We start from the raw sequence: 14,474 nt of genomic DNA, 5'->3' as shown, positions 1-14,474 counted from the left end.
CGATATTTGCCCCGTAACGGGACAGGCGCGGCCTACCCCTTGGTTTTCCGCGGCTTTCGTAGGTAAATATTGGGTTAACCGGGTAAACGGCCCGGAACCTGATGAGGGAAACACCTGCGATGCCTATCCGCCCCGCCCTTCTGCTTGCCGGCGCCGCCGCGCTGGCCGTGTCCGCTCCCGCACTGGCGCAGGATGACCGTTATGCGGGCGTCCATGCAGACCACCATGCCGACTCTGGCGAGCGTTATGACGGCCAGTATGATGGTTCCTGGGAAGGCGAATGGGATAGCGACAACACCTGGCACGGCGAATGGACGGGCACCTATACCGATGCCGAGGGATACACGGTGGACGCCAATTATCACGGCGTTTTTCACGGCGAACACCGCTTTGTGAGCGATGATGGCCATATGCTCTCGCATGACGGGCGCGGCTGGCACGAATCGCACGACGGAGGCCATCACGGCGATCACCATTCGGGCCAACAGGGGCCGCGCTTCGCCTATACCGAGGAAGAGCGCAACCAGTGGCTTTCCGACTGCCAGTTCCTGATGGCGGACGCGGGCGGATATGACGACGACGACGATGTGGACGAGGCTTTCCTGGGCGCGCTGATCGGCGCGGTCGGCGGCGGCATTCTGGGCAACCGCATTGCCGATGATGATCGCCTGCTCGGCACGGTAGTCGGCGCGGGACTGGGCGGACTAGCGGGTGCGGCCATCGGATCGATCCTCGATAGCGATGGTGATGGCGATTACAGCCGCAATGAAATCTATGCCGCACGCTATTGCGATGCCTATCTGCGTCGCCACGAGCTGGGCGGCGGCGAGTGGGCCTATGGCCAGCAGGTTATGCTGGTTCCCGTCTCGGGCCATCGCAACCGTCGCAGCGGATGCAACAGCTGCGGCACCACGACCACGGTGACCGAAGAAGAATGGGTCGAAGTGGAAGAACACGCCCACCGCCCGCGCCGCCGCGCACGCCATGTGACGCGCCGGGCAGAACCGGCACCGGCTCCGGTGCAGCGGGGCAAGCGCCTGCGCGCCGACTGATACGACCGAGAGCTCAGCCCACAACTGGGGGGAACTTGCGCCGCGCAACTTTTGTTGGGCGGCGCAATTCTCATGCGCGGATCAGATGCCGCCGCCGGTAAGCCTCTGACAAATCAGGTCTAACTGGTCGAGCGTGCGGAATTTCACTGTGACAGAACCCGATCGCGGATCCTCATCCGTGATGATCTTGACCGGCAGGCCGAGAAATTCCTCAAGATGGTTCTCAACCGCGGCGATATCCGCGTCCTGCGCTGGATCGCGCGACGGGCGGGCCTGCCGACGGGCGGGCGCCTCGCTGCCATTGCGGGCCTTGCGCGCGAGCTTCTCGACCTCGCGCACCGATAGCCCCTTGGCCACCGCTTCGGCGGCCAAAGCCTCGGCATTGTCGAGCCCGATCAGCGCGCGGCCATGGCCCATATCGAGCCGCCCTGCCTCCAAGTGATCGAGGACAGCAGCAGGCAAGGCCAAGAGGCGCTGGAGATTGGCGACATGGCTGCGCGATTTCTCCACCAGCGTGGCGATTTCGGCCTGCGTCATCCGCTCCAGCTCGGCGAGCCGCTGGTAAGCGCGCGCCTCCTCGATGGGATTGAGATCTTCGCGCTGGATATTCTCGATAAGCGCGAGCGCCATGACGTCACGCTCTTCCAGATCGCGAATAATCGCTGGAATTTCATGCAGTTGTGCCTTCTGCGAGGCACGCCAGCGGCGCTCGCCTGCCACCAGCTGATACTTGCCGTGCGGCAGCGGGCGCACGATCACCGGCTGGATGACTCCGCGGCTAGCAATCGATGCAGCGAGCTCGGCCAGCGCTTCCTCGTCAAAATAACGGCGCGGCTGATCGGGGTGCGGTTCGATATCGGCGATGGCGATCATCGCCAGCCCGTCCGCCACCGCAACAGTTCCGTCACCCGATAGTCTGCCCGAGGTTCCGGGGGATGCAACCAACGGCTCCTCGCGCCGGGCTTCGCCCAGGAGCGCGCCCAGCCCCTTGCCCAGCTTACGCTTGTTGACAGCGGGCTTGGCTGCGGCGGTGGTGGTGTCGTTCTCGCTCATGCTGCTACTTTCTGCTTCGGCAGGCGGCCGATCAGCTCTTTGGCCAAATCCATATACGCCTTGCTGCCCGTACAGGCATGATCGTAGACCAGCGCGGGCAAACCATGGCTCGGCGCTTCGGAGAGGCGCACATTGCGCGGGATCACCGCTTCGAACACCAGATTGCCGAGACATTCGCGGACATCATCCGCCACCTGGTCGGTCAGGCGGTTGCGCCGGTCGAACATAGTGAGGGCGATGCCGATAATGCCGAGATCGGGATTGAAGCGCTGCTGCACCTGCTCGACCGTCTGCAAGAGCTGGCTCAGCCCCTCCAGCGCGAAAAATTCGCATTGCAGCGGCACCAGCAGGGTATCCGCCGCGCACAGGGCATTGAGCGTCAGCAGACCGAGCGATGGCGGGCAGTCGATAAAGCACACATCGTGTGCCGTGTGGTTGGCAAAGGCGCGGCGCAACCGGTCGGTGCGCCCCTCGACGCTGACCAGCTCGATCTCCGCTCCGCTGAGGTCAACCGTCGCCGGAACCAGATCGAGTCCGGGAATATTGGTGCGCGTCACGCATTCGGCCAGCGGCACATCGTCCACCAGCAGATCATAGCTCGACATATCGCGCTGGCTGGCCCCCAGCCCCACACCGGTGGAGGCATTACCCTGCGGATCGAGATCGACCAACAGCGTACGCCACCCGCTCGCCGCCATAGCGGTTGCGATATTGATGGCGGACGTGGTTTTGCCCACTCCGCCCTTCTGGTTGGCAATGGCAATCACGATCATAGCTTCGCTGGCCTCCCCGATCCAATGAGGATTCCCGCTTCGGCATCGGTGGCCGACTGTTCCACGTGAAACATTGCGCGAATCGCTTTTGGCTGCTCCGCCAATTCTTGCGCGCCCGACCGCCCCTTCGGCAACAGCCATGTGGTGGACGGTGTGGAAAAGCGCGCGGATAAGCTGAGCAATTTGGTCAGCGGCGCAAAGGCGCGCGCGGTGATGACCGCCGTATCACGGCTCTCGACATTCTCCAGCCGGTCACCATGAACGGCGCAGCGCGAGAGGCCGAAAGCCTCCACCACGCGCTCCAGCCATTCGATCCGTTTGCGGCGCGATTCCACCAGCCCTATGCGCAGATCGGGTCGCGCAATGGCAAGCACCAGTCCCGGCATCCCCGCGCCCGATCCAAGATCGAGCCACGGCGATGCGCCCTCCGGAACATGATCGAGCAGCTGCAGACTGTCAGCAATATGCCGCTGCCACACCGCGTCAAGGCTGGTCGAGGATACGAGGTTCTGCTGCGCATTCTCCTCCGCCAGCATCCCGACAAAGCGTTCGAGCCGCGCCATCGCGTCAGCATCGCAGCGCGCCGCGCAGAAAGCCCGCGCCTGCTCCTCATTGGCAATCATGCGCTAAGGCTCACGCGGTCAAGCTGCTGCCGCCGTTTGGCGTGGACGAGCAGCGCTGCCAGCGCAGCGGGGGTAATCCCGCGCACCCGCCCCGCCGCCGCGAGGTTGGGTGGCTGCGCGGCAGAGAGCCGCTCGACCATCTCGTTCGACAGGCCGGGCACCTCGGCAAAGGGGAAGTCCGCGCCCAGCGACAACGCCTCGCTGCTGCGCAGATCGCGGAGTTCCGCTTCCTGCCGCGCGAGATAGGGCGCGTAAATGGCATCCTCGGCCAGTTCCGCAGCGAGCTCGCTTTCGGGATCACACCCTTCGGGCAGCCATGGCGTCAGTGCCGTCAGCGGCACCGCCGGAAAGGTCAGCCACTCACGCAAGGGCTTTCGCCCCGCATCGCGCTTCACCGCCAGCCCTGCCTCCACCAGTTCAACCGCGCTCGCCGCGCTATCGAGCGCAGTGTTCCACGTGGAACGTTGCGCCTCGCGCTGCTCATGCCAAGCAAGCCGTTCCCCTCCCACGCAGCCGAGTTCAATCGCCAGCGGGGTAAGGCGACTGCCCGCATTGTTCGCCCGCAGGCGCAGGCGATACTCGGCGCGCGCAGTGAGCATCCGGTAGGGCTCGCTCACACCGTGCAGCGTGAGGTCGTCGATCATCACCGCCATGTAAGAATTGGCCCGGTCAATCGCGGGCGGAGCCTTGCCGAGCACCGCACAAGCCGCGTTAATTCCTGCGATCAGGCCCTGCGCCGCCGCCTCTTCATATCCCGTCGTGCCGTTGATTTGCCCTGCGCAATAAAGCCCGGGCATCGCGCGCAATTGCAAATCGCTTCCCAGCGCGCGCGGGTCGATATGATCGTACTCCACGGCATACCCCGGCACTTCCATCACAACCTGCTCCAGCCCCTCCATCGCCCGCAGCATGGCGAGTTGCACATCGACCGGGAGCGAGGTGCTGATGCCGTTGGGGTAGACGAGATGCGTGTCGAGCCCCTCCGGCTCCAGAAACACCTGGTGCCCGTCGCGATCGGCAAAGCGGTGGATCTTATCTTCGATCGAGGGACAATAGCGCGGCCCGGCCGCACCGATTGCACCGGTGAACAGCGGCGATCGGTCAAGATTGGCGGCGATAATGTCATGCGCCTGCGCATTGGTGCGGGTGATCGCGCAGAACACCTGCGGGTTGACGCGGCGCGCAGTGAGCGGAGACATCGTCCAGTGCTCGCTATCCGAAGGCTGCTCCTCTAGCCGCGCCCAGTCGATGGTGCGCCCGTCGAGCCGTGGCGGCGTGCCCGTCTTGAGCCGCGCCATCGGCAGCTGCGCCCCGCGCAATTGCTGCGCCAGCTTCTGCGCCGAATTCTCCCCGATGCGCCCACCCTCGAACCGCTCCTCGCCGCGAAACAGCGTGCCGCCGAGGAAGGTGCCGGTGCACAGGATCACTTGGCCCGCGTGGAGCACATCGCCGCTGGCGAGCTCGACACCCAACACAATGTCACCCTGCATCGAAAGAGCCGCGACTTCGCCTTCGACGATAGTCAGATTGTCCTGCGCGCACAGCATCGCCTGCACACTGGCGCGAAAACGCTTGCGGTCGGCCTGGACACGCGGCCCCTGCACCGCGCTCCCCTTCGACCGGTTGAGCATCCGGTAATGGATCGCCCCCGCATCCGCCGCACGGCCGAGCAGCCCATCGAAAGCGTCAACCTCGCGTACCAGATGGCCTTTGCCCAGCCCGCCAATCGCCGGATTGCAGCTCATCGCCCCGAGCATCGTGGCGTCGAACGTCACCAAGGCCGTGCGCACACCCATGCGCGCCGCAGCTGCCGCAGCCTCACACCCGGCGTGCCCGCCGCCCACAACAATGACATCGAATGTCGCCATGCGGAGCCAGATACTGCCTGTTGGTCAGAGCGTCAAAGCATTGGCGATGGAGCGCGCGTTGGGCAAGGATGTTTCACGTGAAACAGGCTACTTCCCGATACAGAAACGACCAAACAGCGTGTCGAGAACATCCTCGGTCGAAGTGCGGCCGGTGAGGGCGTCGAAGGCGGTGCGGGTTAGGCGCAGGTGTTCGCCGACGAGCAGCGGGTCGGTCTGGTGGCCCAACCCTTCGATTGCGGCGAGTGCATTGGCGAGCAGCGCGCGTTGCCGTGCATTGAGTGCGGCCTGCCCCGGCTTGGGCATAGCGGTGCGGGCGTCCGCGATCAGAGCCTCGCGCAGTTCGGCTAGCCCCTCCCCCGTCACCGCCGAGACGCGGAAATCCGGTGCGCGCTTGGGCGGGTTGTCGTCCCGGTCACATTGCGCGGCGATCTCCCACGCGCCATGCGGCCCCTCGCCCTCCGCACCGAGCCAAAGCACGCGGTCCGCGCGCGCAATCTCTGCGCCTGCGCGCTGGATACCGATGGCCTCGATGGTGTCACTCGCAGCAGCCTCATCGCGCAAGCCCGCCATATCGACAAAAGTGAAGGGTATTCCGGCCAGCGCAACCGATTGCGTCAGCACATCGCGCGTCGTCCCGGCAATGTCCGCTGTAATGGCGGCCTCGCTTTCAGTCAGAGCGTTGAAAAGTGTTGATTTTCCGGCATTGGGCGGCCCGGCAAGGGCAACGCGGTAGCCTTCTTTGAGCACCTCAGCACGCGGTGCTTCGAGCACTGTTCCAAGCTCCCCGGCAAGCCGCCGAACCTCCTCAGCAAAGCTGTCTGACAGCCCGCCAACATCATCCTCATCGTCAAAGTCCAGCACTGCCTCGACTTGCGCCGACAAGCGCAAGAGCCGCTCCCGCCAATCCTCGATCTGGCGAGAGAAAGCGCCGGTGGCGAGCTGCACCGCGCTTTGCCGTTGCAATTCGGTTTCCGCTTCTAGCAGGTCGCCCAACCCTTCGGCCTCGGCCAGGTCGATCCGGCCATTGGCGAAAGCGCGGCGGGTAAATTCGCCCGCCTGCGCCGCGCGGCATCCGGGCACCCCACCGATAGCCCGCTCGACCGCCGCGACTACCGCCTTGCCGCCGTGGCAGTGGAACTCCGCCAAATCCTCGCCCGTCACCGAGCGCGGGCCGGGGAAGAACAGCACCAGGCCATCGTCCACCATCGCCCTGGAAGCATCGCGGAAGACCGCCCGCGTGGCGAGGCGAGCACGCGGCACGCGCCCCGCCAGCGCCTCCAGCACGGCCTGCACCTGCGGGCCGGTCACACGGATCACGCCAATTCCGGCAGGCGGTTTGCCGCTCGACAGAGCATAGATCGTGTCCATATATCAGTACGTTACTTGTCTTCGCCTCCGCCAGCCGAGCGATTGGCACCGCGCGCTGCGCCTTCCATAAAGCTCTGGAACATCTGCAACCCCATTTGCCCCATCGGCGCCAATTGCTTGGCATATTGCTCCAATTGCTCAGTGCTGGAGGCACCCTGCATCGCCTTGGTGATGCTTTCGATATAGATCGCATTGGCCTGCTCGACATCGGGCAGTCCCATGAATTGCCGTGCCTCTTCGGGCGTGCAATCGATCTCGATATGGACTTTCATTTCGCGGACACCTTTTCTGCCTTGCAGCGTAGGTTACAGGTGAAACACAGATTGTGCCAGCAGGAGGCTTTCATGGGCGAGACAGTGACGATTTCCACTCTGGACGGTGATGGCAGCTTTGCCGCCTATTGCGCGCGGCCCGCGCAGCCTGCGAAAGCGGCGATCATCGTCATTCAGGAGATTTTCGGTGTCAATGCGGGCATTCGCCGCAAATGCGACCGGCTGGCCGAAGACGGCTACCTCGCCATCGCGCCCGATCTGTTCTGGCGGCTGGAACCGGGCGTAGAGCTTGATCCCGATGTCGAGCCCGAATTCCAGCAAGCGCTGGGACTGATGGGCAAGTTCAACCAGGATGCAGGTGTCCGCGATCTCCAGGCGACGATCAACTTCGCCCGCGCCGAAGTGTCAGGGGGCAAGGTGGGCGCGGTCGGCTATTGCCTCGGCGGGCGGCTCGCCTTCATGACCGCGGCGCGCACCGATATCGATGCCAGCGTCTGCTATTACGGCGTCGGAATCGACGGTTTGCTGGGGGAGAAGCACGCCATCGCCCATCCGGTGATGCTGCACATCCCCACGGCTGACGGCTTTGTCGGGCCGGAAACCCAGCAGGCGATGCATGAGGGATTGGACGACCACCCGAAGGCGGTGCTGCACGATTACGACGGGCTCGACCACGGCTTCGCGACCGAGACCGGCAAACGGCGCAACGATGAAGCGGCGAACCTCGCTGATGCGCGCACTGCCGACTTCTTCGCGCGGAATCTCGGCTAAGAGCCCAACCTAAAGGCTAGTTGAGGGCGGCGAAATTCATCACCAGTTGGCGGATTTCGGGGGCAAGACCCTCGGGCAATTCGCCAGCCAGTCGCTCGCGCCGCTGCGCCACGTCCTCGACAAGGCGGATTTCCTGCATCGACCAATCGGGGCAGACCGTCGCATCAACGATGTTGTCCGCCAACATCACCATGCCGCTATGGCGGGGATCCTTGCCAAGCCGCTCCAGCAGCCATTGCAGATCAGCCTCGGCGCCTTCGAGCAATTGCATGAAATTGCGCCCGTTATAGAGCAGGAAACCGGTAATCCCGCGCTGCTCATTGTTGCTCCGGCACACATCGAGAATGGCCGCGACATCGTCGCCACCCAACCCCGGTGCACTGCTAATGTACAAAACCTGCCGCATACCCGCTGTGCACCCTGCCTTGCTTGCTCGATCCGCGCTTGATCCGGCCAATTTACTGCCGCTCTAACCCGCTGCAATCAAGCGATAATCACTCTGTCCAATCCGAACGCGTTCGCCGCTGCGTAGCGACCTTACTGGTTCATCGTCTCGAAGAAGTCTTCGTTGGTCTTTGAGTCCTTCATCTTGTCGAGCAGGAACTCCATCGCATCGACGGTGCCCATCTGCATCAGGATGCGGCGCAGGACATACATCTTGCTGAGCGTGGCCTGATCCACCAGCAGCTCTTCCTTGCGCGTGCCGGACTTGCCGACATCGAGTGCGGGGAAGATGCGCTTGTCCGAAACCTTGCGGTCGAGCACGATTTCGCTGTTGCCGGTGCCCTTGAACTCTTCGAAGATCACTTCGTCCATGCGGCTGCCGGTATCGATCAGCGCGGTGGCGATGATCGAGAGGCTGCCGCCCTCCTCGATATTGCGCGCGGCACCGAAGAAGCGCTTGGGACGTTGCAACGCGTTGGCATCCACACCGCCGGTCAGCACCTTGCCCGAGCTCGGCACAACGGTGTTGTAGGCGCGGCCCAAGCGGGTGATCGAATCGAGCAGGATCACGACGTCCTTCTTGTGCTCGACAAGCCGCTTCGCCTTTTCGATGACCATTTCGGCCACCTGCACGTGGCGGCTGGCAGGCTCGTCAAACGTCGAGCTGATGACCTCGCCCTTCACGCTGCGCTGCATATCGGTGACTTCCTCGGGGCGCTCGTCCACCAGCAGCACCAGCAGAAACACTTCGGGGTGATTGTCGGTGATCGCCTTGGCGATGTTCTGCAGCAGCACGGTTTTACCTGTGCGCGGCGGCGCGACGATCAGCGAACGCTGGCCCTTGCCCTGCGGACTGATGAGATCGATCACCCGCGCCGACTTGTCCTTGACGGTCGGGTCCTTGGTGTCGAGATGCAGCCGCTCGTCGGGGTACAGCGGGGTGAGATTGTCGAAATTGGTGCGATGGCGCACCGCATCGGGATCTTCGTAATTGACCTGGCGCAGGCTGGTCAGCGCGAAATAGCGTTCGCCATCCTTGGGCGCGCGGATTTCGCCTTCCACCGTGTCACCCGTGCGCAGACCCCATTTGCGCACCTGGTTCGGCGAGACGTAGATATCGTCCGGGCCGGCAAGGTAGTTCGCTTCGGGCGAGCGCAGGAAGCCGAAGCCGTCCTGCAACACTTCGATAGTGCCGATGCCGAGGATTTCCTCGCCGTCTTCCGCCACTTCCTTCAAAATGGCGAACATCAAATCCTGCCGGCGCATGGTGCTGGCGCCCTCGACGCCCAGTTCCTCGGCCATCGAGACGAGCAAGGCCGGCGTCCGCTGTTTCAGCTCTTTCAAATGCATGGTTCGTATATCCGTATACGTTGGGGAAGCCGGCGGGCCATAGGGGCTTGGAGAAAGCAGACCCGGCCGCCTTTGCGCAGCGACCTGTAATGCCGGAATAGGGTTTCAATATGCCACGGCGGTGGCGCGGTCAATTGGGGAATGGTGGCGCTGAAGCCAGCGCACGATCGATCCGCGGATCAGAACGGCTTGACCACCACCAGCACGACGATGAGCGCCAGCAGCACGCCCGGGATCTCGCCATACAGCCGCAATTGCTTCTCGCTCAGCGGGCGCTCACCGGTGAGCATCTTCTTGGCCTTGGCGACCATGAAGCCGTGGAAGCCGGTCAGCAGCAGAACGCACAGCAGCTTGGCGTGGAACCAGCCCTGCGTATGCGCGTCAATCGCGCTCATCAGCAGCAGGCCGAGCACCCAGACGACGATCAGGCTCGGCGTGAGGATGATCTTGCGCAATTTGCCCATCCGGTCGGCCCAGATCGCGGTTTCCGGCGCATCGGCACCGTAGGGGTGCAAATAGAGCATTTGCCGTGGCAGGATGAACAGCCCAGCCATCCAGAACACCATGAAAATGATGTGCCCGGCCTTCAGCCAGAAATAGGTGAGCGAGAGAAATTCCTGCATGACGGGGTGTGTAGAGATGCCTTGGCCTTGCGTCTATCCCCGCACCACTTTGAGCAGCTGATGGACGTGTTCCACTGGCGTTTCCTTGTCGATCCCGTGGCCGAGATTGAAAATGTGGGGGCGGTCGGCGAAGGCGTCAAGGATGCGCCGCGCTGCCGCATCAAGCGCGTCCCCGCCCGCCAGCAGCAGCATCGGATCGAGATTGCCCTGCACCGGCATTCCGGAAGGCAATTGCGAAGCGATCCAGACCGGATCGGTCGTCTCATCAATCCCGATGCCGTCGACTCCGGTCTCGCGGGCATAGGCTGGCAATTTCGCGCCAGCGCCCTTGGGGAAGCCGATCACCGGCACGCCGGGGCGCGCTTCGTGGATAGCAGCCGCAATCCGCGTGTTGGGTGCGATCACCCAGCGTTCGAACTGGTCGGGGCTTAACGATCCGGCCCAGCTATCGAACAATTGCACCGCTTCGGCGCCCGCATCGATCTGGCCGATCAGATATTCAAGGCTCGCCTCGGTAATCGCATCCACCAGCGACTGGAACGCCCCAGGATCGCGATAGGCGAGCGCACGGGCCATGCCGTGATCCTTCGAACCTTGCCCGGCGATCATGTAGGTCGCGATGGTCCATGGCGAGCCGATAAAGCCCAGCATCGTCACATCATCGGAAAGCTGCGCCTTGGTCAGCCGGACGGTTTCATAAACCGGTTCGAAATGGTGCCGCGCCGTCTCCAACGATTGCCATGCGCCATCCACGAGTTGCGGAGCCAGCCGCGGCCCTTCGCCTGCTTCGAACCACAGATCCTGCCCCATGGCGTGCGGCACGATCAGAATGTCGGAAAACAGGATCGCGCCATCAAAGCCGAAGCGGCGCAAGGGCTGCAAGGTAATCTCGGCCGCCGACTCGCTATCGTAAACCAGTTCGAGAAATCCGCCCTTCTCGGCCCGCAAGGCGCGATACTCTGCGAGATAGCGCCCGGCCTGCCGCATCAACCACACCGGACGCCTTTCGGTTCGGGTGCCGCGCAGGTTTTCGAGAAGAGGTCCAGCCATCGAGAATTACGTCCAATCCAATAAATAATTATATTTATATATAAATTTTGTTGTTTGTTGGCCCTGTGGATAGTGGGGATACCGGGCTGTGAGTCCCTTTGTCCCCACCGGGCAAGGTGTGTGTGCAGGCATCGACTCGTTGATTCCTGTCGTCAAGCAAAGGTTCTCCCCGATTCCCACAAGCGAGGGTAGAAATATTTGCATCGCGGTATTTCCCTGCGCACGAATCGGCTGGCAGCGGGGGTGAAATTCTGTCCCTCTCTTGTCCGCCATCCTCTCCCGTGGTTTATGCCGCTACATATCCACATGACCCGCCCATGACCCGATTGAACCTTCATCTCCTGTCCGATTCCACCGGTGAGACGCTGGAAATGATCGCCAAGGCTGCGCTGGCGCAGTTCGAGGATCAGGATGTCGTGCGGCATTTCTGGCCGATGGTGCGATCACGCCAGCATCTTGATCGCATTGTCGAAGAGTTCAAGGCCAAGCCGGGGCTTGTGCTCTACACGCTGGTGAACCCCGAAATCCGCGAACGGCTGGAAGAGCGGGCGCGCGCGCTTGGCCTCAAGCATGTCGATGCGCTGGAAGCGGTGACATTGGCGCTGGAGGAACGGCTGGGGCAGGAAGCCAAGGGCAAACCCGGCCGCCAGCATGCGATGGACGAGGCCTATTTCGCGCGCGTCGATGCGATCCAGTTCACCATCGCGCATGATGACGGGATCGGCTGGGAAAACTGGGAAGCGGCGGATATCGTGCTGGCGGGTGTCTCGCGCACGTCCAAAACCCCCACCAGCATTTATCTCGCCAATCGCGGTTTCAAGACGGCGAATATCCCGCTGGTTGTCGAGGCCCCTCCGCCCGATCTGCTGTTCCGCCTCAAAAAGCCGATGGTGGTCGGCCTCACTACCGCGCCCGACCGGCTGGTGCAAATCCGCCGCAACCGGCTCCTGTCGCTCAACGAAACGAAGGAAACCGATTATATCGATGGCGAGCGGGTGAAAAAGGAAGTCGCCTTCGCGCGCCGGATGTTCGCCGATAATGGCTGGCCGGTGATCGATGTCACCCGCCGCTCGATCGAGGAGACAGCGGCGGCGGTGATCCGCCTGTATCAGGAGCGCGAAGCCAAACCTGCCGCGCCCAAAGGTTTGCGATGATTGTTCTCGCTTCCAAATCCGCTTCGCGCCAGACGATGCTGCGCGATGCCGGAGTGCCCTTCGAAGCGCGCCCTGCCGATCTGGACGAGCGTGCGATCGAGTCCCGCATCGCAGGGGCTCCCGCCGCAGAGATCGCACTGGCGTTGGCAGAGGCCAAAGCTCTGGCGCTTGCCGCGCCCGGCATTCCGGTGCTGGGGAGCGATTCACTCGTGGTTGTCGATGGTCGCAGGTTCGACAAGCCGACCGACCGTGCCAATGCAGCAGCGCATCTGCGGTTTTTCTCCGGCAAGGTGATGGAGCTTCACGCGGCTGCGGCGCTGGCGGTTGATGGCGCGATTGCGTGGCGCGGCGGCTCGCTCGCCCGCCTGCACGTGCGGGAACTGTCGGAGGATTTCATCGCGCATTATCTCAACGCCGAATGGCCCGAAGTCGGCTATTGTGTGGGTGTCTTCCGCATCGAAGCGATGGGCGTCCAGCTGTTCGAACGGATCGAGGGCGATACATTCACCGTGCTAGGAATGCCGCTGATCCCGGTTCTGGGTGCCTTGCGCCAACTGGGTGTGCTGGACACATGAGCGCAGCCTTCACCCCCTCACCCGCAATGCCCTATGCCGAAGTGATCGGCGATCCGATTGCGCACTCGAAATCGCCCGCGATCCACAATCACTGGCTGGGGCAGCTGGGCCTCGACGCCACTTACCGCGCGCAGCACGTCACGCCCGATCAGCTAGGCGATTACCTTGCCACGCGCCGTCACGATCCCGACTGGCGGGGCTGCAATGTCACCATGCCGCACAAGCAGGCGATCATTCCGCTGCTCGATCGGATGGAAATCGGCGCGGAGCTGGTCGGCGCGGTCAACACAGTGACGCGGCGGCACAATGGCGCGCTGATCGGCTCGAACACCGATGTCGAAGGCTTTCTCGAACCGCTTGAGGCCGAACTGGGAGAGACGCATTACTTCCGTATGGCGCGCATAATCGGCACGGGCGGCGCGGCGCGGGCGATTATTGCGGGACTGGCAGATCGCGGCTTTACGCTGGTGGTCGCCGGGCGCGATACGGCCAAGGCGCAGGCGCTGCTCGATGCGATTGATCCCGATGGCGAGCACCATGTCGCGCCGCTCGAGCATTTCGCGCAGCCCACGGATTTTCCCTTCGACGACCGAGAGGGGTGCTGCGATCTGGTGGTCAATGCGAGCCCGCTGGGAATGCGCGGCCAACCGCCGCTCGCATTCGATCTCAGCCACGTGCCGCCGCGCAGCATCGTGTATGATATCGTCACCGATCCGCGCGAAACCCCGCTCTTGGCAGCAGCGCGCGAGCAGGGGTTCCGGACGATTGACGGGCTGGCGATGCTGATCGGGCAAGCGGCGACCGCGTTCGAGCGGTTCTTCGGCAAGGCTCCTCCAAGGAGCGACGGGGATGTGGCCCTGCGCGCCATCCTGACGTCATGACCGAGGCCGCGCACCCCTTCATTCTCGGCCTCACCGGCTCGATTGCGATGGGCAAAAGCACCGTCGCGGCGATGTTTGCCGAGGTCGGCGTGCCGCTTTTCGATGCCGATGCGCAGGTGCGCGCGATGCAAGGGCCGGGCGGCGCTTTGGTCGACGAAATCGAAGCGATGTTTCCTGGATCGACCGGGCCCGAAGGTGTCAATCGCGGCGTGCTTGGGGCCATCGTGTTCGGCGACCGCGACAAGCTCGCCCGGCTCGAAGCGCTGATTCACCCGGCGGTGGCCCGCCAGCGCGAAGCCTTCCTCCGCGCCCACGAAAGCGCGCCCTTCGTGCTGTTCGATATTCCGCTGTTGTTCGAAAAGACCGGCACACAGGGCATTGATGCGGTCATCGTCGTCTCCGCCCCTGCGAACGTGCAGCGCGCCCGTGCCCTGGCGCGCGAGGGGATGACGCCGGAAAAGCTCGCCGATATTCTCGCGCTGCAATTGCCCGATGCGGCGAAGCGCGCCCGCGCCGATTATGTCATAGATACTGGCGGCACTCTGGATAAAACGCGCCAGCAGGTCGAAACTCTGGTGGAGAAGCTCCGCGCCGACTTGAATGCGGCACGCTGATAG

Annotated in this window: 16 protein-coding genes; 6 read left to right on the top strand and 10 right to left on the bottom strand. The window is 63.3% G+C overall.

Annotation, left to right across the window (positions count from 1 at the left end):
- Nucleotides 1-119: 119 nt before the first annotated feature.
- Nucleotides 120-1,052 carry a glycine zipper 2TM domain-containing protein gene (locus GC121_RS05110; RefSeq protein WP_234421119.1) on the top strand — a complete coding sequence of 311 codons (933 nt, stop codon included), beginning with the start codon at nt 120-122 and terminating at the stop codon, nt 1,050-1,052.
- 81 nt (nt 1,053-1,133) lie between these two features.
- Here GC121_RS05110 and GC121_RS05105 read toward each other — a convergent pair whose 3' ends face one another.
- The 6 genes from GC121_RS05105 to GC121_RS05080 all read right to left on the bottom strand — a co-directional run bounded on the left by GC121_RS05105 (nt 1,134) and on the right by GC121_RS05080 (nt 7,009).
- On the bottom strand, nt 1,134-2,105 hold the full coding sequence (locus GC121_RS05105; protein ID WP_151973064.1) for a ParB/RepB/Spo0J family partition protein: 972 nt from the start codon (nt 2,103-2,105) through the stop codon (nt 1,134-1,136).
- Nucleotides 2,102-2,878 (bottom strand): ParA family protein, encoded by a 777-nt coding sequence (locus GC121_RS05100; protein ID WP_151973063.1) that lies wholly within the window; start codon nt 2,876-2,878, stop codon nt 2,102-2,104. The genes GC121_RS05105 and GC121_RS05100 overlap by 4 nt, the downstream gene beginning before the upstream one ends.
- Complete coding sequence (rsmG, locus tag GC121_RS05095) at nt 2,875-3,501, bottom strand: 16S rRNA (guanine(527)-N(7))-methyltransferase RsmG (RefSeq protein ID WP_151973062.1); 627 nt, start codon at nt 3,499-3,501, stop codon at nt 2,875-2,877. Before rsmG ends, GC121_RS05100 begins: the two co-directional genes overlap by 4 nt.
- Nucleotides 3,498-5,369 carry a tRNA uridine-5-carboxymethylaminomethyl(34) synthesis enzyme MnmG gene (mnmG, locus tag GC121_RS05090; RefSeq protein ID WP_151973061.1) on the bottom strand — a complete coding sequence of 624 codons (1,872 nt, stop codon included), beginning with the start codon at nt 5,367-5,369 and terminating at the stop codon, nt 3,498-3,500. The genes rsmG and mnmG overlap by 4 nt, the downstream gene beginning before the upstream one ends.
- 87 nt (nt 5,370-5,456) lie before the next feature.
- Complete coding sequence (mnmE, locus tag GC121_RS05085; RefSeq protein WP_151973060.1) at nt 5,457-6,737, bottom strand: tRNA uridine-5-carboxymethylaminomethyl(34) synthesis GTPase MnmE; 1,281 nt, start codon at nt 6,735-6,737, stop codon at nt 5,457-5,459.
- Nucleotides 6,738-6,748: 11 nt separating this feature from the next.
- Nucleotides 6,749-7,009 carry a DUF6489 family protein gene (locus GC121_RS05080; protein WP_151973059.1) on the bottom strand — a complete coding sequence of 87 codons (261 nt, stop codon included), beginning with the start codon at nt 7,007-7,009 and terminating at the stop codon, nt 6,749-6,751.
- A gap of 72 nt (nt 7,010-7,081) precedes the next feature.
- Here GC121_RS05080 and GC121_RS05075 point away from each other — a divergent pair, with 72 nt between their 5' ends.
- Nucleotides 7,082-7,780, top strand: coding sequence for a dienelactone hydrolase family protein (locus tag GC121_RS05075; protein WP_151975602.1), 699 nt, complete (start codon nt 7,082-7,084; stop codon nt 7,778-7,780).
- A gap of 16 nt (nt 7,781-7,796) precedes the next feature.
- Here the strand turns inward: GC121_RS05075 and GC121_RS05070 are convergent, their stop codons facing one another.
- From GC121_RS05070 to hemE, 4 genes are all read right to left on the bottom strand, one after another.
- Nucleotides 7,797-8,186 (bottom strand): BLUF domain-containing protein, encoded by a 390-nt coding sequence (locus GC121_RS05070; protein ID WP_151973058.1) that lies wholly within the window; start codon nt 8,184-8,186, stop codon nt 7,797-7,799.
- A 131-nt stretch (nt 8,187-8,317) separates the two neighbouring features.
- The gene (rho, locus tag GC121_RS05065) at nt 8,318-9,574 is read right to left on the bottom strand and encodes a transcription termination factor Rho (protein WP_151973057.1); all 1,257 of its coding nucleotides are present in this window, start codon (nt 9,572-9,574) and stop codon (nt 8,318-8,320) included.
- Nucleotides 9,575-9,753: 179 nt separating this feature from the next.
- Complete coding sequence (locus GC121_RS05060; protein ID WP_151973056.1) at nt 9,754-10,197, bottom strand: CopD family protein; 444 nt, start codon at nt 10,195-10,197, stop codon at nt 9,754-9,756.
- 33 nt (nt 10,198-10,230) lie between these two features.
- Entirely contained in the window at nt 10,231-11,247 is a 1,017-nt protein-coding gene (gene hemE, locus GC121_RS05055) for a uroporphyrinogen decarboxylase (RefSeq protein WP_151973055.1), read from the bottom strand.
- Between the two features lie 317 nt (nt 11,248-11,564).
- Between hemE and GC121_RS05050 the strand changes: the two genes are divergently transcribed.
- From GC121_RS05050 to coaE, 4 genes are read left to right on the top strand one after another with little or no spacing between them, the layout of a single operon-like run.
- Nucleotides 11,565-12,401 carry a pyruvate, water dikinase regulatory protein gene (locus GC121_RS05050; RefSeq protein ID WP_151973054.1) on the top strand — a complete coding sequence of 279 codons (837 nt, stop codon included), beginning with the start codon at nt 11,565-11,567 and terminating at the stop codon, nt 12,399-12,401.
- Nucleotides 12,398-12,976: a nucleoside triphosphate pyrophosphatase gene (locus GC121_RS05045; RefSeq protein WP_151973053.1), complete on the top strand. Its 579-nt coding sequence runs from the start codon at nt 12,398-12,400 to the stop codon at nt 12,974-12,976. The genes GC121_RS05050 and GC121_RS05045 overlap by 4 nt, the downstream gene beginning before the upstream one ends.
- The gene (gene aroE / locus GC121_RS05040; RefSeq protein ID WP_151973052.1) at nt 12,973-13,857 is read left to right on the top strand and encodes a shikimate dehydrogenase; all 885 of its coding nucleotides are present in this window, start codon (nt 12,973-12,975) and stop codon (nt 13,855-13,857) included. The genes GC121_RS05045 and aroE overlap by 4 nt, the downstream gene beginning before the upstream one ends.
- A complete protein-coding gene (coaE, locus tag GC121_RS05035; RefSeq protein WP_151973051.1) occupies nt 13,854-14,471 on the top strand; it encodes a dephospho-CoA kinase in 618 nt (205 codons plus the stop codon). The genes aroE and coaE overlap by 4 nt, the downstream gene beginning before the upstream one ends.
- Nucleotides 14,472-14,474 lie beyond the last annotated feature (3 nt).

Origin of the sequence: Erythrobacter sp. EC-HK427 (assembly GCF_902498745.1) — a bacterium.
Taxonomy (GTDB): domain Bacteria; phylum Pseudomonadota; class Alphaproteobacteria; order Sphingomonadales; family Sphingomonadaceae; genus Alteraurantiacibacter.
Note: the sequence above shows the minus strand (reverse complement) of the source record. Positions and strands in the feature narration are given on the sequence as shown.

Bases quoted from the DNA above. Each gene is read 5' to 3' on its own strand.
- GC121_RS05110 (WP_234421119.1), top strand. From the start codon at position 120: ATGCCTATCCGCCCCGCCCTTCTGCTTGCCGGCGCCGCCGCGCTGGCC.
- aroE (WP_151973052.1), top strand. From the start codon at position 12,973: ATGAGCGCAGCCTTCACCCCCTCACCCGCAATGCCCTATGCCGAAGTG.
- rho (WP_151973057.1), bottom strand. From the start codon at position 9,574: ATGCATTTGAAAGAGCTGAAACAGCGGACGCCGGCCTTGCTCGTCTCG.
- GC121_RS05050 (WP_151973054.1), top strand. From the start codon at position 11,565: ATGACCCGATTGAACCTTCATCTCCTGTCCGATTCCACCGGTGAGACG.
- GC121_RS05060 (WP_151973056.1), bottom strand. From the start codon at position 10,197: ATGCAGGAATTTCTCTCGCTCACCTATTTCTGGCTGAAGGCCGGGCAC.
- GC121_RS05105 (WP_151973064.1), bottom strand. From the start codon at position 2,105: ATGAGCGAGAACGACACCACCACCGCCGCAGCCAAGCCCGCTGTCAAC.
- GC121_RS05100 (WP_151973063.1), bottom strand. From the start codon at position 2,878: ATGATCGTGATTGCCATTGCCAACCAGAAGGGCGGAGTGGGCAAAACC.
- GC121_RS05070 (WP_151973058.1), bottom strand. From the start codon at position 8,186: ATGCGGCAGGTTTTGTACATTAGCAGTGCACCGGGGTTGGGTGGCGAC.
- GC121_RS05080 (WP_151973059.1), bottom strand. From the start codon at position 7,009: ATGAAAGTCCATATCGAGATCGATTGCACGCCCGAAGAGGCACGGCAA.
- mnmG (WP_151973061.1), bottom strand. From the start codon at position 5,369: ATGGCGACATTCGATGTCATTGTTGTGGGCGGCGGGCACGCCGGGTGT.
- hemE (WP_151973055.1), bottom strand. From the start codon at position 11,247: ATGGCTGGACCTCTTCTCGAAAACCTGCGCGGCACCCGAACCGAAAGG.
- GC121_RS05045 (WP_151973053.1), top strand. From the start codon at position 12,398: ATGATTGTTCTCGCTTCCAAATCCGCTTCGCGCCAGACGATGCTGCGC.
- rsmG (WP_151973062.1), bottom strand. From the start codon at position 3,501: ATGATTGCCAATGAGGAGCAGGCGCGGGCTTTCTGCGCGGCGCGCTGC.
- GC121_RS05075 (WP_151975602.1), top strand. From the start codon at position 7,082: ATGGGCGAGACAGTGACGATTTCCACTCTGGACGGTGATGGCAGCTTT.
- coaE (WP_151973051.1), top strand. From the start codon at position 13,854: ATGACCGAGGCCGCGCACCCCTTCATTCTCGGCCTCACCGGCTCGATT.
- mnmE (WP_151973060.1), bottom strand. From the start codon at position 6,737: ATGGACACGATCTATGCTCTGTCGAGCGGCAAACCGCCTGCCGGAATT.